The organism is Acinetobacter sp. NBRC 100985, from assembly GCF_000241225.1.
Lineage (GTDB): Bacteria > Pseudomonadota > Gammaproteobacteria > Pseudomonadales > Moraxellaceae > Acinetobacter > Acinetobacter venetianus.
Genome location: NZ_BAEB01000017.1, coordinates 1 through 18699, shown reverse-complemented (window position 1 = coordinate 18699; position 18699 = coordinate 1). Strand labels below are relative to the sequence as shown.

Here is an 18699-nt window from a genome sequence, read left to right as displayed (position 1 = left end):
TGTTCTCATTTTTATCAATTTGATTTTATTCTATTTGAAACACGAAAAGACTTATATACCATTTATGAGACAATGCTTCTCAATCTATTTTTTAATGATATAGAAATAAAAAAATCGCCACGGAGGACGATTTTAAATTTGATTAAACAACTTTCTAAAGCTCTTTTACCACAACTGTCTTAGCCATTTTGTCATGCCAACCCTGTTTTTTAGGATCAAAAGCGACCCAGATCAAACCTATAAATAAAACTAAAGTGGCAGGAATATAACCAATATAACGAATAATTCCTTGCCCAACAGTAACATTACTTCCTGTTTGCTCATCCAATACTTTTAAACGTAATAGACGTTTACCTGGTGTTCCCGCAAATTTAATCCAACAAAAGATATAAAAAATAGCACTGAGAATTTGACCTAGCCAATCAGCCCAAGTCCAACCCGAAAAATTATTACTCACATTAGGTGCAATAATCATCATAATTGGTATTAGAGCGACTGCCACGATAATCGAATCAATAATTGCTGCACCCACTCGTATCCAGAAACCTGCATACTCATATTTATATGACATTAGCCCCTCTCATTTTATTTCTATAAATGAATAAATATTTATACATAATAACGGCTAAGCATATCATTTATACAGTATTTTGTTTTAACTCTCGATCAAAAAAATCAACTGTACGTTGCCATACGACTTTGGCCTCAGGCATGCCTCGGCTTACACTTCTGAAACCATGCGGCATATTATAGGTATAGGCTTCAACTCGATCACCTAATTGCTGAATCAACTTTTCTCGTTTCGATTTTGGACAAAATGGATCAACATTCGCCCAATGTCCTTGCAAAACTCGAATATCATCTAAGGATTCTTTTTTTGGCACACCAACGCCCTCAATCCCTAAAGAATGATGATAAACCACAGGAGCTAACATATCTTCACGTTTGGCCATTTGAATCACATAACCACCTGTTAAACATTGTCCCAACATGCCTAAACGCCCATTTGAGCGTGGATCGGATTTCAACGCATCCAATAAAACATGAATCTCTTGATTTACTCCACTATCAGCAGCATTGCTACGTCCTGCTTTACTCACCATCGCACGAATACAATATTTGACTGCACCACCATCAAACAAATTAGGTACATAAACGAGATAGCCACGATCAGCTAAATCTTGAGCATCCTCACGATAAACATCAAGAATACCAAATAACTCGTGTAGCAATAAAATTGAAGGAACTGATTCAGAAGTTTCTTTAGGTGCGTACACTTCTACTTCTATTTGGCGGGTAGGTAATGTGATTTTTTTTATTTCCATTTTAGTCATCCGTAATATTCGAATCGACTTCATACTATTTATGACAATAATCATTGTCAAATAAAAAAGGATGATCTGCACCACCCTTTCTGTAAAAAATTCATTTATCTTTAAATCTTAATTTGGTAAAGGTTTAACATTCAATCGAATTGACGGCTAAACCACCTTTGGAGGTTTCTTTATATTTATCTGACATGTCTTTACCTGTTTCTTTCATAGTTTGTATGACTTTATCCAAAGACACATGATGTTCGCCATCGCCATGTAATGCCATTTGCGCTGCATTAATCGCTTTTACCGCAGCAATTGCATTTCGCTCAATACACGGCACTTGTACCAAACCACCAATAGGATCGCACGTTAAGCCTAAATTATGCTCCAGACCAATTTCAGCAGCATGTTCAACTTGCTCAGGTGTGCCATTTAAAATTTCTGCTAAACCAGCCGAAGCCATTGCACATGCTGAACCAACCTCGCCCTGACATCCAACTTCTGCACCAGAAATAGAAGCATTCAATTTACATAAAATTCCAACTGCTGCTGCGCTTAAAAAGAATTTTACGATGGTATCTTCAGACTCATCTTTTGAAAAATTTACATAATAGGATAAAACTGCTGGAATAATCCCTGCTGCACCATTGGTTGGTGCTGTTACCACTCGACCACCTGCGGCATTTTCTTCATTTACTGCAAGAGCAAATAAGTTGACCCACTCCATTGCATTAAAGGTCGTTTCAATCAAATTTTGATTTTCTTTTCTTAATAACCGTTGATGAATATTTTTAGCTCGACGTTTTACATTTAATCCACCCTCTAAAACGCCCTCATGCTCTAATCCGCTTTGGATACAGGTCTGCATTGCCTTCCAAATTTCGATAATTTTAGTGCGTATTTCATCTTCAGTTCGCCAGCTTTTCTCATTTTCCAACATCAAATGACTAATACTGCAATTATACTTTTTACACAGCGCTAATAACTCTTTGGCCGTTTGAAATGGATAAGGAATTTGCGTGTTGTCTTCAATGAAACTGCCATGATTGACATGACTTTCATCTAAAACAAAACCACCACCAATTGAATAATAGGTATTGGCATAAACCTCATGTTCATGTTTGTCATACGCGACAATTTTCATCGCATTTGGATGATAAGCTAAGGCCTCATCGATAAAAGTAATATCTCGGTCAGCATCAAAATCAATCAGTTTTGTACCATCAACTTTTAGTTTCTTAGTCACTAAAGTTTGACCTAGGATCAATCGACTTTCTGCAATATCAATCGTTTCAGGCTCATTACCCATGAGACCTAATATTGTTGCTTTATCTGTACCATGTCCGATCCCTGTGGATGATAAAGAACCGTATAAGAAAATTTTGACTTGCTCAATATTCTGTAGATCATCACGCTCTTTCAGAAGTTGAACGAATCGATACGCTGCTCGCATGGGGGCAACAGTATGGGAGCTTGAAGGACCAACACCAATTTTAAAAAGATCAAATACACTCAAAGCCATCTGTGATTATTCCTAAAATATCCCTTTTTATTTTTATGATTTTTTAGCGGGGAAAATTCCGTATTCAATAAAAAAGAATAGCCACAACCGTAAAAGACTATGGCTAACAAAAAGCTTAAATCAGATTAGATACTCAATAAAGAGTTTAATGTTTCAGATACATTTTTCGACTTCACCTTTGGCTGTAATGCTTTTAAGGCTTGTTGAACCTGAGTGCGTTGCGGCTCGATTAGTGTATACCAACGTGAAAGCACTTGTAGCAAACGAGATCCTAAAATCGGGTTTTTCTCATCTAAATATGCAGCAAGCTGAACGAAATGATCAACGCCATAACTCCATGTATTTACAGGATTCGCCGCTAAACCACCGCTAACTGAACGAATACGGTTCGGTGTACCTAGATCATAATCAACGTGTTTGGTTAGATATTCAATGGTCTCTGCTGTTGCGCATGGATTTGAAGCTTGAATCATAAACCATTGATCTAATGACAAGGCTTCATCTTTGAAACGATTGTAAAAATCATCTATAGCCGCCTGTGCTTGTGGCGCATCATTCCAAACCAATACACGTAAAGCACCTAAACGTTCAGACATATTGCCTGTCTGTTGATACTGTTCATAAGCCAATTCAAATACAGCATCATCACCTTGACGGGCTAACATATTCAACATGATATTTTTTAGCGCACGAACACCCATTGCCAAAGAAAATTCTTTTTGCTGATCTGGATCTAAAGCAAGATAAGTTTCTTTCCAGAATGATCCTAATTCACGCGCTAAACGATTCAGCACAGACTCGCGTTTTTCACGAACAATTTCTGGCTCATAGTCTTGATCAATACGACTACCCAAATAGTTTTCACTTGGTACATCAAACAGACGCGAAGCGAGTAATGGATCTTTATTCACTAAATCTGGCAATGTATTTTTAATCGCCTGAATATAAGTATCTGCTTTATGATCTTCTAATAAGATACGTTCTAATAACGTTTGAGTTGCTTGCCATTGATTAAAACCATTGGTTTCATGCTGAATTAAGAACGCCAAATCATCATTCGAATAATCAAATATCAAATTCACTGGCGCAGAGAAATTACGTAATAATGAAGCAACAGGCTGTTCAGTTATCCCTGTAAACTCAATTGTTGCCTGATCAGTATCAAACAGATAGACACCATCTTTCACATCATTTACAAATAAATCAGTGCTATGCAATGTATATTGCTCACCTGTATTGGCATTGAATAATGCCAAAGCAACAGGAATCGGAACAGCTTTTAAATTTGGGTATTTTGGATGTGCTTTTAAACTTTGTTTAAAGCTCAAACGATAAATTTGCGCAGCAGCATCATATTCACCTTTTGCTTCTAACTTAGGTGTACCTGGCTGATTATACCAAGTGAGGAAGTTAGACAAATCAACACCTGAACCAGCGCTGAGTGCAGCAACCCAATCTTCAACGGTTACAGCTTGACCGTCATAGCGAAGGAAATATTCATCCGTTCCTTTACGATATTTTTCTTTACCTAATAAAGTCGCCATCATGCGGTTAATTTCCGCACCTTTCTCATACACTGTCGCAGTATAGAAATTATTAATTTCCACAAAATGATCTGGACGCGGAGGGTGTGATAACGGACCAGCATCTTCAGGAAATTGATGTGATTTGAGTACAGCAACATCATCAATACGTTGTACTGCGGCTGACTGTAAATCTTCAGAGAAAGATTGATCACGGAAAACCGTTAAACCTTCTTTAAGGCAGAGCTGGAACCAATCACGACAAGTAATACGATTACCTGTCCAGTTATGAAAATATTCATGCGCAATCACAGACTGCACACGCATAATTGCGGCATCAGTCGTGAATTCTTCATCGGCAAGTACACACGAGGTATTAAAGATATTGAGACCTTTATTTTCCATTGCGCCCATGTTGAACTGGCTCACAGCCACAATCATATAGTTGTCCAAATCATAAGGACGACCATAGTGTTCCTCATCCCAACGCATAGAATGCTTTAAAGCTTCCATCGCAATATGACATTTTGGAATATCTTTTTCGATGGCATAAATTTCTAATGCAACGTCACGCCCTTCTGAAGTCGTATAACGATCTTTCAGTACCGCCAAATCACCAATCACACAGGCAAATAAATAGCTCGGTTTTTTGGTTGGATCTTGCCAAATCGCAAAATGACGGTCATCACCTGCTTCACCTGTTTCAAGCAAATTACCATTGGCCAATAAAACTGGATATTTTTTATCTGCCTCTACACGTGTAGTAAATACTGAAAGTACATCTGGGCGATCAGGATAGAAAGTAATTTTACGAAAACCTTCTGGCTCATTCTGCGTAACAAATAAATCGCCAGCTTTATATAAGCCTTCAAGTTGTGTATTTGATTCTGGATGAATAATGACTTGTGTTTGAAGAATGACCTCATCTGGTGCATCTGTGATCTGCAATTGTTCACTGTCTAGAACGTATTGATCTGCACTGAGCATCTGACCATTGAGTTGAATCGACTTTAGCTCTAAATCACGGCCTAAAAGCGTTAATGCGCCTGCTGCCTGACGCTTCATCACTAGTGTTGAGTCAACAATTGTATGATCATCATAAACTTGAATATCTAAATTAATTGATTCAACCAAGAACGATGGCTTTTGATAGTCTTTTAAATAAATGGTTTGATCCGTTTGAACAGGAGGTTGAGCCGCGATATTCATCAGTATTCCTTATCTTTCATGATTTCATGTATATGGTCTTGTCGACAAGACTTCTTGAAGCGTCTTTTATTTGCATAAATTATGCCGTTTGGTCTAAAAATCTCGCATTGAAAACAGTTATAACCACGAGTATCACAGACATCTGCACAAATCATACGCCAACCAATAAAAACTGTCTGTAAGACCCGACATGCGTTTAAAATTTTTATTGGGTTGAGATTGTCTATTTTCAAATAAAATTTGATGAATCGGCTTATCGTTTAGACAAAATTACAACATAGTTTTCTCTTTATAAATAAAAGTGACAAACCTCTCTGCATTTCATCGCTTAATTTACATTTTTTTCGTTAGCTTTACATTTTTTTCGTTAGCTTTACATTTTGTGCACGGTTATTGCTTAAACATATATGCCAATGTAGGTATTTAAAATAACAAGTGAGGGCTACGACTATGGAATTGAAAGCGCATCTTTATCGCCTAGAAAATATTAAAGCAATCCATGATCTTGCCGCTGCAGGCATCGATCATAACGTTATCTCAGTTTTTTTATCAGCGGAGGGAATTAGTCTAACAACACTAGAAGTCACCAATGTAATCAACACCTACGATGCGCTTGGAAAAGAGAAAGTACCAAGTAAGAAAGTTCAAGCATTAATTGCAGCTAAAAAAATTGGTCAGGAGGACGAAAACTTACCATGCCCTGTTTAACGATTTACTTTATCCAATAAAAAAACCTCGAACCTTGTTTAGATTCGAGGTTTTTTATAAGGCTCATTACGGATTTGCACTATCTGTTCGTAACCAAACCACAGTGCGGCCTAAAGCAGATACGCCCATATAGCCACGCATACGTAATCGCTTACCATCACCAGTCACAACAGCTTTGCCTTTATAAACACGACCGCTGGTAGCTTCTAATACACGCCCATCAATATAAGCATCAGCTTTGTTTGGATCTTCTCTAAATCCAGACAGAATCTCTAAGCCTAGCAATGGTTTATTTGTATTTGGCGCTGCACATTTCGTACAGTTGGTTAACGCGATACCGCGTGTTGGGTAACGATAAACTATCTTTCCATGAAAACGTCCGTCATTTCCTTTACGTATTTCAACAATTGATAATTGTTCACCTGTTCTTTCTTCGATACTTTTCCAATAGCCTTCGATTGAAGCAGCAAATGTCGTAGCACTTGCAAAAGCAATTGAAAGTCCCATGATTCCTTTCATGAGCATATGATTTAGCATATTAACCCCCGTCTTAAAAAAGTAAGCTATTCATCGTTATAAATTTAATGGTCGAAAATTATCACACTTTTTAGGAAGTTACATCGTACAAAACCACTCTTTAGCACAAAAAACAACCACATCGTTATTTATATTTTATATACATATGTACATAATTTTAAACAAAAAAAAGCCTAAACTCGTTGTTCAGGCGTCTCTGTAAATAGTTCTTATTTAAGGATTCGCACTATCTGTTCTAATCCAAACTTGGGTACGACCTAATGCTGAAATCCCCATATATCCACGCATACGCATACGTTTCCCATCAGCACTCAATTGCGCTTTACCTTTATAAATATTGCCTGTTTTAGGTTCTAACACACGACCATCAATATACTGATTTGGCTTTTTAGGATCTTCTTTTAATCCCCAAGCAATTTGTAGACCTAAGATTGGCTTATTTTTAAATGGTTCGGGACATTTCACACAATTGGTTAACACAGCCCCACCACCTAAAACTGGATAGCGGTAAACAATCGTTCCTGTATATGTATTATCAGGTTTTTTCTTAATTTCTATGATCGAAAGCTGCTCACCAGTACGGTCATCAATACTTTTCCAAAAACCTTCAGGTGTTGCAGCAAAACTGGTAGAAGTGAATAAAATAAATGACACTCCCATGAGTCCATTCATGAGTGAGTTTCTTTGCATAATATGCTCCGTAATGCAAAATTGATCCATCTAATATACATATGTATTACAACAACAATCAGCAGTCAACACGACCAATAGATATTTAATTATTTAAAATCAAAAAGAATTTTAACTAAGTCACAAATTAACAGTTAAATGAACAAGGGTTAGCAAAGTTATATTTTCTCTCTGTAATTGAAGGCAGTAAAAAATCTAAAAAATTAAATCAAATTTCAAGCTTTTAATTTGCAATTTAAAACTATGCATCATTCTTTTATGCCAACATGTATAATCTTTTATTTAGGCACAATAGGTTTCTTCTCAATGGATTTACAGATTCTACAAAAACAGTTAGATGAAAGTAGCCATTGTCCTCTCTGCCAAGCTTCAATGTACTGGGTCGAAGCTGAACAATACACTCAAGATATCCAATTTCATGAGTGCAGCCATTGCGAACATCGTGTTTTTAAGCCTGATAGCAACATGAACTGTCATTGTACTCAATGCACGGCACAACGAAAGAAACAAACACAACAAGCACTTTTACAAGAACAACGCAAATACAAAGCAAAAGATGAAATCATCTATAGCCTCAATCAACTCAGTTTTTTACATAAACTGTTCTTGTTGAGTCTATTGGATGGTTATGCACGTGAAGACATTCAGCATGATGAAATCATCCATTGGAAAAACATTAAATATCATGAATTCACGCCTAATTTTTTATTTCAGAACCATTTGATTCAAGACCTCGTCAAAGTCGGTATTTTAAAACCACAAGATTCTGGCATTGAAACTGAACATTATTATTTAAATGTTCGCTTAGATGGCTATGCTGACCCAAGTCTGTTTAGTATTACCCACCAGCTTCGCCAGTGGTTTTATGAAAATTTAAGTTTAGGTGTTCCCTTTAAAACTACAGATGAAGTTAAGGATGCTCTCTACTTGGTGCTTTACCAAGAGATTGTGCAATTCATGCAGTTCTACTGTCGTACTTGGGGAATTCAAATTGCTGGAAATCGTTCGTTTCAGGCTTTTTGCTATCGTTTGATGGAGGGGTTAGCGATTGGTCAAATTTATTATCTTATTCAAACCGCTTTAGAATATCTTTATAAACAGAAAGCATTGCAGCCGAGAAATGATAAGTTTATTAATACCAACTTATTGAAAAAGACACTTGAACAATATCGTGAACGTGCTTTGGCTGAACGTTGGGAAACAAGCACATTGCCAAGACCACACAACATTCCTTTTAGTAAAATGAGTGAGGTTTTGTTATTTAAGTTTTTAGGTTATGACGAAAATATTTTCTTTCAACCTGTTTGGAAATCTTGGCGTAAAATTGAACCTCGTTTAAATTTTTATTCGGTTAAGCGTTGTATGTATTGTGGTTCGAATGATTTAGTTGTGGACTATGATGCTAAAGATTACGTCTCATTGATTTGCCGTCAATGTAAACATCAAGACCATTATTTTACGCGTTAGTTAGCTCAGGATTTATCATGTCACAGAAACAACAACTTATTGATCAAGTCATAGAAGCTTGGCATTCATTACAAAAACAATCGCCACTCGTTCAATGTATAACCAATAGTGTTGCCAGTAATTACGCAGCGAATATTTTACTTGCCGCCGGTGCGTCACCTGCGATGATTGATAATCCTTTTGAAGCGGGAGATTTTACTAAAATCAGTTCCGCACTCAGTATTAATGTTGGCACACCAACAACTGAACAGACACAGGCAATGTTAATATCAGCACAAACTGCTCAGCAGCATGAAGTACCGTGGATACTTGATCCTGTGGGTTATGGTGCGATTTTGAAGTGGCGTAGTGAAACTGTAGATCAACTTTTAAAATTTAATCCAACAATTATTCGCGGAAATGCCTCAGAAATCAGTGCGCTGGCTGGCAGTCAAATTCAATCCAAAGGTGTAGACAGTACGCTAAATAGCCAAGATGTATATGTACAAGCAAAGAACTTATTAAACCATGCTAAATGTATTGCGATTTCGGGTGAATCGGATTACATCATTTCTAAAGAATTAGATCTTGTTATTCGGGTAAATGGTGGTTGTCACTTACAACCTAAAATCACAGCAACAGGTTGTGCTTTAGGTGCATTAACAGCAGCGTATAGTGCTGTTAGTGCATCTACAATTGCTGCACTTGCATCACATATTCACTTTGCAATTGCAGGTAAACTTGCTTATGAGCATGCACAAACCGTCGGTAGTTTTAATGTTGCATTCCTAGATTATGTGCATATGCTTGATGATAATTTAATTCGGCAATATGTGGATGTAGAGTTGGTATCCTGCGATTATGAGAGTTAATATAGTAATTCAAAAGTTAAACAGTACTTTTAAAATAATTTTCTTTAGGCATATCAATCACCTCAACACAGAGTTGAATTTTTAAATCGATTTTTGATTTTAAATAATTTTTCTGTTCAAGGATGTTGAGCAGTAATTCACCTAATGATTTTTTTTGAGCGTCAGATCGTCCACTTAATAAATAGAGTTTTAAATGGATATAAGCATCTTGAATTCCATTTACACCAATTAAAAAATTTTGATCTTTAAAAATACGTGACTTGATATCATGCTCACTAAATAGCATCGTATCGAGTAATACAGTATTTACGTCTTTCAAAAGTTGCAACGAATCTAAACTATTCAAATTAGAAGAATAATTCGTAATTATATGAGGCATTTATTGCTCCTATTCAATAAATAATAAAGCTAAACGCACTTGATCATAAGCCATCCTAGGACTTGTTGCTTCAACGATCGGTCTGAGTTTAATTGCACCATCATCAGTAAAATGTTCAGGATTTTTACGCTTATGCAAACGTTTATAAATCTTACGAACTTCTTCCACGACGTCATCACCAGGATTCGCTACAGTAATATCTAAACCTTGTTCTTTATGTAGACGAGATAGATGATTAATAATCGTTGCTGGCGTTAAACCACGCTCATGTGCAATATCTTCAATCTCATAACCTTCTTCAAATAAAGCACGTGTTTCTTCTAAAGTTGCCGCAGCATAATTCTGCTTCGCACCTTTAGCGAGTTTTTTCTCATTACGACTAATTTCCGTCGTATTTAACGTACCACCACAATGACGAATAAAGGCATTATGTTGTGTGGTTAAATCAATATTTTCAAAGTTCGTTTCAGCTTCAGTAGACAACTCCTGAAAACGGCGATCTGCTTTGATTGCCAAACTGTCTAGCTCTAAAGCCTGCTCATTGAAACCTAATAATTTAAGTCCAGTCAGAGACTTCAATCGAGATAAAGCAACGTAGCCCTGACCTTTCTCAAAAGTATGCGTTAGATTAATTTCTGCGGCTTCTAAGGTCATACCCTGACTCTTATGAATGGTAATTGCCCAAGCCAAACGTAAAGGAATTTGCTGAAAACTCGCAATCACCTTACCTGCCTCATTTTCAATTGACCAAGTTTCTGGCTCAACCAATAAGGTTGTGCCATCAGTCAATTTCACTTTAGGCAAAATACCATTTTTATCATCTTCCTCAAATCCAATGACTTCACCCAAGCTGCCATTGATGTAGCCCATATCAAAATTATTTTTTACAAACATAACTTTGGCATGCTTTTTCAAAGTAAGTTCTTCTGGTGCACGAACTGATGATTTCAAGGTTTCAATCAGCTTTTCATTACCATCTAAAACTGCATTAAATTGGTGGCTTTCATTATCGATTTCATTAAGATGCTGATAGTTAATATTATCAACATCCATATTGTGTGTATAAAGGCGGGTAAATGTCTCACCTATATCGTGCTGACGAGATTGTTGTAAAGCCGAAATATGATTGCCTTGAATATTTTGCGCGCGAATTGCATTTAAAATCTGGTTGAGAATTTCATCATCCTGACGATGTTGCTCCGTTAAGTAACACACACGAAATTTTGCTTCGACCCAAGCATCCGACATAAAACAAAATTTATCTCGATTGGCCTCGCCATTTCGGCCCACAGGAGGTAACTGGAAAAAATCTCCAGCGACAATCACTTGAATCCCCCCAAAGGCTTCGTCACTTTCTTTAAAGTATTTGAGGACTTGATTAACGAGATTGAGCTGTTTGGCATGCAACATTGAAATTTCATCAATAATTAAAACTTGGGCATTTTCTAAATGCTCTTTTAAATATTTTCGCTCTTTCATCCGCTTGAGATCATCATCACTCAAGCTATCTTTGATTCCAATTCCTGCCCATGTATGAATAGTCATCCCATTCATATGCGTTGCAGCGATACCCGTTGAAGCTGTAATTGCAACAGGTACTTTGCGTGCTTTTAAATAATGAATGTATTGATTTAACGTATAAGTTTTTCCTGCACCGGCTGAGCCCGTTAAAAAAACATTTTCCCCAGCTTTAAGTAACTTGAGTGCAGTCTCTTGTTTCATAATTTCTTCAGTCAAAAACAACAGCACATAGCTTAACGATTTTTTATGGAAAATAAAAATCTATGTCATGGAGAAAACTCATCATGCCTCACTTTTACATTGACATACGAAGGTTTTCATTTAATGTGTTTGTTAATGAATTCAGACTTGATATATAAAAATGAATAGCTCAAATCTCAATACATATCAAACAGATATATTAGGTGAAGATTATCAGCAAATGACCTTAGATTTTGCTGATGATTATGACGGAAAAGTTGTTGCGACTTTGATCCGAAAGAAAGCCGCATTAGCAACGAAAAAAGCCGTTCTCTATATCCATGGTTTTGCCGATTATTTCTTTCAAAAAGAAATGGCTGAGCAATTTAATCAACATGGTTATGATTTCTATGCACTCGATCTAAGAAAATATGGTCGCTCTAAACTCGCTCATCAAAAACTTTACTATGTGCTTGATTTGAGAGAGTACGATGCTGAAATCAGTAAAGCACTCGAAATTATTGGTCAAGAAAATCACAATCAAGTCTTGCTTGCTGGGCATTCAACAGGTGGTCTGATTACAACACTTTATGCAGCACATTACCCTGATCACCGCCTCATTAAAGCAGTTTGGGCAAATAGTCCTTTTTATGATTTTTATAAAAGTGTTATTGAGAAAAAAGTTGGCATTCCTTTACTCAGTGAGGTTGGTAAACGGTTACCGAATGCCAAATTTCCAAGTGGCTTAAATAAATGGTACACACCAAGTTTGCATAAAGATTTTTACGGCGAATGGGATTTCAATCTGGATTGGAAGCCTAAAACCATGCCTTTTGTGGATCTCTGTTTTGTTACAGCAATTCACGAGGCACAAAAAGAAATCCATAAAGGTGTTAGTCTAAAAGTCCCTACACTGATTATGCATTCGCACCAGTCTAAATACCCTCGTAAATGGGGTACGGATGCGCAACAAAGCGACGTTATTCTAGATGTTAAAGACATGACCGATAATGCTAAAAAAATGCAAGGTGATGTGCAGACTTTAGCAGTTCATAATGGGCTACATGATCTTGTACTGTCAGCACCCGCTGTTCGAGCGGAAGTATATCAGCAGCTCTTTCAATGGTTAGAGCAAAAGATTAACTAGAATTAATTTTTATGAGGGAACTCCAAAAACTTGTTTTGGAGTTCTTTTTTTAATATTTCGCACCATATTTGAGCACCACAAAGTATATTATTCAAAATTTCCTACTTTTTTTTGCATTTATCCTTTTCTCAAATAAATCTGCCTATTGGTAACTGATATAAACTCTCAAATGAAAAGAGAAAAAGCTTTTATTTTTACCATTTGGAATAAAAAATACTAAAAATAAATCAGCACTTCTAAATTTAGGCATTACTTTTGCACTGTTTGATACAAATTCACTCTGAGGAGTAAAGTTGTATGGACCAAGCGAACTCTGTATCTGCCCCTTCTTCGTCAAGCTCAGAAATTTCATCGGCTGAGTATTTTTCTCAACGTCAACTCAAACAAGGTACAGTCGGTTGGCTTCTCCTCATTGGCTTAGGTGTTGCCTATGTCATTTCAGGTGATTTTGCAGGCTGGAATTTTGGGATTGCCCAAGGTGGTTGGGGTGGTATGTTTGTTGCGACCATCCTCGTTGCAATCATGTATCTCTGTTTATGTCTATCCATGTCGGAAATGGCGACAATGATGCCAACCGCAGGCGGTGGTTATAGCTTTGCTCGTGCTGCTTTTGGACCGTTCGGAGGTTATTTAACAGGAACAGCCATTTTAATTGAGTATGCAATTGCACCCGCTGCGATTGCTGTTTTTATTGGTGGCTATTGTGAATCCCTGTTTGGTCTCAACGGTTGGATAGTGTATTTAAGCTGCTATTTACTCTTTATGGGTATTCATTTAAAAGGTGCTGGTGAAGCACTTAAAATCATGTTTGCAATTACTTTAATTGCGGTCATTGCTCTGGTGGTATTTGTTGCGGCAATGGCACCACATTTTAGCTTACAAAATTTATTAGATATTCCGACCACCACCGCATCAGGTGCAAGCGCATTCCTTCCACAAGGCTATTTAGGTATTTGGGCGGCTGTTCCATTTGCCATTTGGTTTTTTCTTGCAGTCGAAGGTGTTCCATTGGCTGCTGAAGAAGCCAAAGACCCTGCAAAATCTTTACCTAGAGGTCTAATTGGTGCGATGTTGATCTTAACAGCCTTCGCAATCTTGATCTTAGTCTTAGGGGCTGGCGCTGCTGGTGCAAGTACATTACAAAACTCAGGCGCACCTTTAGTTGATGCATTGACCAAAGTCTATGGAACAGAAACATGGTTAGCAACCTTTGTTAATTTCGTGGGTTTGGCTGGTTTAATTGCGAGTTTTTTCTCAATTATATATGCTTATTCTCGTCAAATTTTCGCTCTGTCTCGTGCAGGATATTTACCAACCTCGTTATCACTGACCAATAAAAATAAAGCCCCCTATTTAGCCATTATTATCCCCGGAATTATCGGTTTTTTTCTTTCTCTCACTCGTGAAGGCGACTCTCTTATTTTAATTGCTGTATTTGGTGCAACCATTTCTTATGTGCTGATGTTACTTGCGCATATTAAATTACGCTTATCTAAACCTGATATGCCACGTCCTTACAAAACACCTGGGGGCATTTTTACTTCAATCATTGCCTTAGTGCTTGCCATTGCTGCGGTTGTTGCAGGTTTCGTGGTGAATCCTAAAGTTTGGTTTATCGCAGCAGCAATCTACGCTTGCTTTATTGCTTACTTTTTATTCTATAGTCGCTATCATTTAATTAAAGGTACGCCAGAAGAAGAGTTTGCCAATATCAAGGCAGCAGAACAAGAAGCCAAATAATATAAGGAAATCACAATGAGCTATCGAATTATGGTTGCCAATCAACAATATCATTTCACTGATTTAAAGACATTGATGGCAAAAGCAACACCTTTACGCTCTGGTGATGAATTGGCAGGGATTGCTGCACTTGATGCAACAGAGCGTGTTGCTGCTCAAATGGCTTTAGCGGATGTACCACTAAAAACCTTTCTCAATGAAACGGTAGTTGATTACGACATAGATGAAATCACACGCTTGATTATTGATGAGCACAATCAATATGCTTTTGCTCCGATCTCTCATTTCACAGTGGGGGACTTTAGGAATTGGTTGTTGAGCGAACAAGCGACGACTGAAACATTATCTCAGCTTGCTTCAGGGCTTACACCAGAAATGGTTGCTGCGGTCAGTAAAATCATGCGCAATCAAGATTTAATTTATGTCGCAAGCAAATGTGAAGTCGTCACTCAGTTCCGTAATACCATTGGGCTAAAAGGTCATTTATCGACTCGGTTACAACCTAACCATCCAACTGACGATGCACTTGGTATTTCAGCGAGTATTTTAGATGGTTTAATGTATGGCAATGGCGATGCGGTGATAGGAATTAATCCCGCAACAGACAATTTGCATAATCTTACCGAGTTGTTAAAACTACTTGATCACGTCATTCAAGAGTATCAAATCCCCACGCAGTCATGTGTTCTGACACATATCAGTTCAGGTATCCAACTGGCTGAAAAGAATGTACCCATTGATCTAATGTTCCAATCTATTGCAGGAACACAACGAGCCAATGAAGGATTTGGGATTTCACTTGATTTATTACAAGAAGGCTATGAGGCAACACTAGCACTGAATCGAGGGACATTAGGGCAAAATGTCATGTATTTTGAAACTGGGCAAGGCAGTGCTCTATCCAGTAATGCACATCATGGTGTAGATCAACAAACACTTGAAACACGTGCTTATGCTGTTGCTCGAAAATATAAACCATTGCTGGTCAATACTGTTGTTGGCTTTATAGGACCCGAATATCTCTACAATGGTAAACAAATTATCCGTGCAGGTTTAGAAGATCATTTTTGTGGGAAATTACTCGGTTTACCGATGGGCTGTGATATTTGTTATACCAACCACGCAGATGCAGATCAGAACGATATGGATGTACTCCTCACCCTTTTCGGTGCGGCTGGACTTAATTTTATTATGGGTATCCCTGGTTCTGATGACGTAATGCTGAATTATCAAACCACATCATTCCATGATGCGTTGTACTTAAGACAACTTTTGGGCTTAAAACCTGCCCCTGAGTTTTCAGCTTGGTTAGAACAACAAGGAATTTTTAAACAGCAACATGCTCAAATTTGTTGGTCTGATCATATGCCAGAAAAATTTTCACGATTACTGATGAATTAGGAGAATGACGATGAAACTTGATCGTGATATTCAACATCCTGCACATCTACATCAAGATCAGTGGGAAAAACTGAAACAATTCACAGATGCTCGAATTGCGCTTGGTCGTGCAGGTTGCAGCATCCCAACTCAAGCGCTACTTGAGTTTCAACTTTCGCATGCGCAAGCTCAAGATGCGGTTTATCAGAACCTGAATACAGCCTATTTAACTGAGCAATTAAAAGATCATTCACTACAAAGCTATCATGTAAACAGCAATGCAGAAAATAAAGAAACATATCTAAAACGACCAGACTTAGGACGACAGCTTTCAGAGCACTCAAAACAAATACTTATTGAGCAATCTATTGATTCACAACCCTATGATGTTTGTATTGTTGTCGGTGATGGACTCTCCGCACGTGCGATAGAGGCAAATGCAATCCCCTTTATTTTGTCTCTAAACAAATATATTCAGCAAGAAAGTTGGAGTCTTGCACCTATTATTTTAGCAACAGGTAGCCGAGTTGCATTAGGTGATGATGTTGCTCAGATTTTCAAAGCATCCATGTTGGTTATGCTAATTGGAGAACGCCCGGGTCTTAGCTCACCAGATAGCATGGGAATTTACTATACATGGCATGCCCACACAGGATGTCTCGATTCAGCACGCAATTGCATTTCAAATGTTCGTCCAGCAGGCTTGAGCATTCCAATTGCTACGCAACGACTGATGAATTTAATGAAAGAATCAAAACGACTTGGCTTATCAGGCGTGGACTTAAAAGATGAGCATCAAGTCCCAGAGTTTCAACATATAGATCAACCTAAGCTCCTTTTCTAATACCATATTTTTAGAAGTAGAATACGATGACACCTTTTCCAATTTTATCTACTGAAAGACTATTACTGCGTGAAATTACGATGGATGATGTACCTCAACTTTTTGAAATTTATTCAAATGCCGAGGCAATGCGTTGGTTTGGTGCAGATCCTATTCGATCCATATCAGAAGCTCAAAAATATGTTCGAATTTTTGCAGACTGGAGAACACACCCAAACCCTGCAACGCGTTGGGGTATACAAACCCAAGAAAGTGATCAATTGATTGGAACCTGTGGCTTATTCAAATGGGAGCCTGATTGGAAGAAATGTAGAATTGGTTATGAACTCTCATCCTCTGCTTGGGGTCATGGATACATGACGGAAGCATTAAAGACCATGATTGCTTGGGGTTTTGCACACATGAAACTCAGTCGAATTGAAGCATTTATCCATCCCAAGAATTATCCTTCCCTTCGCTTAGCTGAAAATTTAGCTTTTAAATATGAAGGTCATCACAGAGAAGCAGGTTATTGGTCAAATCAGTTTCATGATTTGCTACACTATGGCTTACTTCGATCTGATTGGAACAGTCATTCAGATTAATTGCCTTACAAGTAGTCCCCAAATACACCTGACATAAGAAATATTTCTATGAACTTGAATACATCATTTCCTAAAACAATCTATGCAATTCAACATCTAGCATTCGAAGACTTAGGTTCATTAGAAGACGTATTTTATCAGCTCGGTTTCCGTGTTCGTTATTTTGAAGCTGGTGTTGATGATCTCAGTCCAGCGCTTAATTATGAAGGTCTCACGATTATTTTAGGTGGACCAATTGGTGTCTACGAAACAGAAGACTACCCTTTTTTAATTGATGAAATCTCTGGTTTAAGACAACGCTTAAAAGACGATAAGCCAACGATTGGTATTTGTCTTGGTGCTCAATTAATTGCACATGCGCTAGGAGCAAACGTTTATGCAGGTGAACAAAAAGAAATAGGATGGAGTGAATTAGAAATCAAAAATGTAGAACAGAATATTTTATCGCCACTTAAAGATACAAAAGTATTGCATTGGCATGGAGATACTTTTGATTTACCAGAGAATGCGACCTTACTCGCAAGTTCTGCAATGTATCCAAATCAAGCCTTTTCCATTGGAAAAAATATTTTAGCACTACAATTTCATTTAGAAATTCTTGAAGAAAGCTTCGAAAAATGGCTAATTGGGCATACTTGTGAAATACGTAATGCTCAACTATCGATTCAACAGTTGAGAAATGATAATTATTTGTATGCACAAGATTTAGAACAAAAGACACAGAATCTGATGAGGAGTTTTTTAGAGTATCTTATTTAAAATTAATAGATAAATATTCAAGCAATATGTTAAACATAAACAATATATTGCTTAAGTTCTTTAAAATCCCATAATTTTCAACTCAATATTTTTACAATTTGATAAAATTAGTAACATAAAGAAACACAAAAAAGTCAATTTAAAACAATATATATTAGCAACAGTCAATAAAAACAATAAACTATAAACATTATATTTTATTGTATTGTGTATTGGGTGGGTCAGCAGCAGCATGCTAAAGTTTTTAAAAAGTTTTCATACAATTAATACGTACCTAATTATCTCGATTTTTGTACTTATTTTTATCGTCATTTATTTTTATCATATTAACCCCTTAAAAAT

The 18699-nt window shown here is 37.2% G+C and carries 17 protein-coding genes; 9 read left to right on the top strand and 8 right to left on the bottom strand.

The features are described 5' to 3' along the window. Positions 1-154: 154 nt before the first annotated feature. From ACT4_RS04935 to pepN, 4 genes are all read right to left on the bottom strand, one after another. Positions 155-571 carry an RDD family protein gene (locus tag ACT4_RS04935; RefSeq protein ID WP_007480221.1) on the bottom strand — a complete coding sequence of 139 codons (417 nt, stop codon included), beginning with the start codon at positions 569-571 and terminating at the stop codon, positions 155-157. Between the two features lie 67 nt (positions 572-638). Continuing rightward, positions 639-1325 (bottom strand): dienelactone hydrolase family protein, encoded by a 687-nt coding sequence (locus ACT4_RS04930; RefSeq protein WP_007480220.1) that lies wholly within the window; start codon positions 1323-1325, stop codon positions 639-641. Between the two features lie 133 nt (positions 1326-1458). Further along, the gene (locus tag ACT4_RS04925; RefSeq protein WP_007480219.1) at positions 1459-2838 is read right to left on the bottom strand and encodes an L-serine ammonia-lyase; all 1380 of its coding nucleotides are present in this window, start codon (positions 2836-2838) and stop codon (positions 1459-1461) included. Between the two features lie 125 nt (positions 2839-2963). After that, positions 2964-5570: an aminopeptidase N gene (pepN, locus tag ACT4_RS04920; RefSeq protein WP_007480218.1), complete on the bottom strand. Its 2607-nt coding sequence runs from the start codon at positions 5568-5570 to the stop codon at positions 2964-2966. Between the two features lie 450 nt (positions 5571-6020). Here pepN and ACT4_RS04915 point away from each other — a divergent pair, with 450 nt between their 5' ends. Next, positions 6021-6278 (top strand): hypothetical protein, encoded by a 258-nt coding sequence (locus ACT4_RS04915; protein WP_004878699.1) that lies wholly within the window; start codon positions 6021-6023, stop codon positions 6276-6278. A 66-nt stretch (positions 6279-6344) separates the two neighbouring features. Here the strand turns inward: ACT4_RS04915 and ACT4_RS04910 are convergent, their stop codons facing one another. After that, complete coding sequence (locus tag ACT4_RS04910; protein ID WP_004878698.1) at positions 6345-6815, bottom strand: DUF2147 domain-containing protein; 471 nt, start codon at positions 6813-6815, stop codon at positions 6345-6347. Between the two features lie 213 nt (positions 6816-7028). Beyond that, positions 7029-7505 carry a DUF2147 domain-containing protein gene (locus ACT4_RS04905; RefSeq protein ID WP_004878695.1) on the bottom strand — a complete coding sequence of 159 codons (477 nt, stop codon included), beginning with the start codon at positions 7503-7505 and terminating at the stop codon, positions 7029-7031. Positions 7506-7811: 306 nt separating this feature from the next. On the opposite strand from ACT4_RS04905, the gene ACT4_RS04900 reads away from it, so the two are divergent. Then, positions 7812-8972 carry a hypothetical protein gene (locus ACT4_RS04900; RefSeq protein ID WP_007480217.1) on the top strand — a complete coding sequence of 387 codons (1161 nt, stop codon included), beginning with the start codon at positions 7812-7814 and terminating at the stop codon, positions 8970-8972. 17 nt (positions 8973-8989) lie between these two features. Then, complete coding sequence (gene thiM, locus ACT4_RS04895) at positions 8990-9823, top strand: hydroxyethylthiazole kinase (RefSeq protein WP_007480216.1); 834 nt, start codon at positions 8990-8992, stop codon at positions 9821-9823. A gap of 16 nt (positions 9824-9839) precedes the next feature. Here thiM and ACT4_RS04890 read toward each other — a convergent pair whose 3' ends face one another. Both ACT4_RS04890 and ACT4_RS04885 read right to left on the bottom strand, forming a co-directional pair. Further along, entirely contained in the window at positions 9840-10202 is a 363-nt protein-coding gene (locus ACT4_RS04890) for a 5-carboxymethyl-2-hydroxymuconate Delta-isomerase (protein WP_007480215.1), read from the bottom strand. Positions 10203-10211: 9 nt separating this feature from the next. Continuing rightward, complete coding sequence (locus tag ACT4_RS04885; protein ID WP_007480214.1) at positions 10212-11924, bottom strand: AAA family ATPase; 1713 nt, start codon at positions 11922-11924, stop codon at positions 10212-10214. Between the two features lie 160 nt (positions 11925-12084). Here ACT4_RS04885 and ACT4_RS04880 point away from each other — a divergent pair, with 160 nt between their 5' ends. From ACT4_RS04880 to ACT4_RS04855, 6 genes are all read left to right on the top strand, one after another. Then, positions 12085-13050 carry an alpha/beta hydrolase gene (locus ACT4_RS04880; RefSeq protein WP_004878686.1) on the top strand — a complete coding sequence of 322 codons (966 nt, stop codon included), beginning with the start codon at positions 12085-12087 and terminating at the stop codon, positions 13048-13050. A gap of 297 nt (positions 13051-13347) precedes the next feature. Further along, positions 13348-14790 carry an ethanolamine permease gene (gene eat / locus ACT4_RS04875; protein WP_007480213.1) on the top strand — a complete coding sequence of 481 codons (1443 nt, stop codon included), beginning with the start codon at positions 13348-13350 and terminating at the stop codon, positions 14788-14790. A gap of 15 nt (positions 14791-14805) precedes the next feature. Then, complete coding sequence (locus ACT4_RS04870; protein ID WP_007480212.1) at positions 14806-16191, top strand: ethanolamine ammonia-lyase subunit EutB; 1386 nt, start codon at positions 14806-14808, stop codon at positions 16189-16191. A 10-nt stretch (positions 16192-16201) separates the two neighbouring features. Beyond that, positions 16202-17014: an ethanolamine ammonia-lyase subunit EutC gene (gene eutC / locus ACT4_RS04865; RefSeq protein WP_007480211.1), complete on the top strand. Its 813-nt coding sequence runs from the start codon at positions 16202-16204 to the stop codon at positions 17012-17014. A 26-nt stretch (positions 17015-17040) separates the two neighbouring features. Continuing rightward, on the top strand, positions 17041-17598 hold the full coding sequence (locus tag ACT4_RS04860; RefSeq protein WP_007480210.1) for a GNAT family N-acetyltransferase: 558 nt from the start codon (positions 17041-17043) through the stop codon (positions 17596-17598). A 48-nt stretch (positions 17599-17646) separates the two neighbouring features. Then, on the top strand, positions 17647-18357 hold the full coding sequence (locus ACT4_RS04855) for a glutamine amidotransferase (protein ID WP_007480209.1): 711 nt from the start codon (positions 17647-17649) through the stop codon (positions 18355-18357). Positions 18358-18699 lie beyond the last annotated feature (342 nt).

Bases quoted from the DNA above. Each gene is read 5' to 3' on its own strand.
- ACT4_RS04935 (WP_007480221.1), bottom strand. From the start codon at position 571: ATGTCATATAAATATGAGTATGCAGGTTTCTGGATACGAGTGGGTGCA.
- ACT4_RS04930 (WP_007480220.1), bottom strand. From the start codon at position 1,325: ATGGAAATAAAAAAAATCACATTACCTACCCGCCAAATAGAAGTAGAA.
- ACT4_RS04925 (WP_007480219.1), bottom strand. From the start codon at position 2,838: ATGGCTTTGAGTGTATTTGATCTTTTTAAAATTGGTGTTGGTCCTTCA.
- pepN (WP_007480218.1), bottom strand. From the start codon at position 5,570: ATGAATATCGCGGCTCAACCTCCTGTTCAAACGGATCAAACCATTTAT.
- ACT4_RS04915 (WP_004878699.1), top strand. From the start codon at position 6,021: ATGGAATTGAAAGCGCATCTTTATCGCCTAGAAAATATTAAAGCAATC.
- ACT4_RS04910 (WP_004878698.1), bottom strand. From the start codon at position 6,815: ATGCTAAATCATATGCTCATGAAAGGAATCATGGGACTTTCAATTGCT.
- ACT4_RS04905 (WP_004878695.1), bottom strand. From the start codon at position 7,505: ATGCAAAGAAACTCACTCATGAATGGACTCATGGGAGTGTCATTTATT.
- ACT4_RS04900 (WP_007480217.1), top strand. From the start codon at position 7,812: ATGGATTTACAGATTCTACAAAAACAGTTAGATGAAAGTAGCCATTGT.
- thiM (WP_007480216.1), top strand. From the start codon at position 8,990: ATGTCACAGAAACAACAACTTATTGATCAAGTCATAGAAGCTTGGCAT.
- ACT4_RS04890 (WP_007480215.1), bottom strand. From the start codon at position 10,202: ATGCCTCATATAATTACGAATTATTCTTCTAATTTGAATAGTTTAGAT.
- ACT4_RS04885 (WP_007480214.1), bottom strand. From the start codon at position 11,924: ATGAAACAAGAGACTGCACTCAAGTTACTTAAAGCTGGGGAAAATGTT.
- ACT4_RS04880 (WP_004878686.1), top strand. From the start codon at position 12,085: ATGAATAGCTCAAATCTCAATACATATCAAACAGATATATTAGGTGAA.
- eat (WP_007480213.1), top strand. From the start codon at position 13,348: ATGGACCAAGCGAACTCTGTATCTGCCCCTTCTTCGTCAAGCTCAGAA.
- ACT4_RS04870 (WP_007480212.1), top strand. From the start codon at position 14,806: ATGAGCTATCGAATTATGGTTGCCAATCAACAATATCATTTCACTGAT.
- eutC (WP_007480211.1), top strand. From the start codon at position 16,202: ATGAAACTTGATCGTGATATTCAACATCCTGCACATCTACATCAAGAT.
- ACT4_RS04860 (WP_007480210.1), top strand. From the start codon at position 17,041: ATGACACCTTTTCCAATTTTATCTACTGAAAGACTATTACTGCGTGAA.
- ACT4_RS04855 (WP_007480209.1), top strand. From the start codon at position 17,647: ATGAACTTGAATACATCATTTCCTAAAACAATCTATGCAATTCAACAT.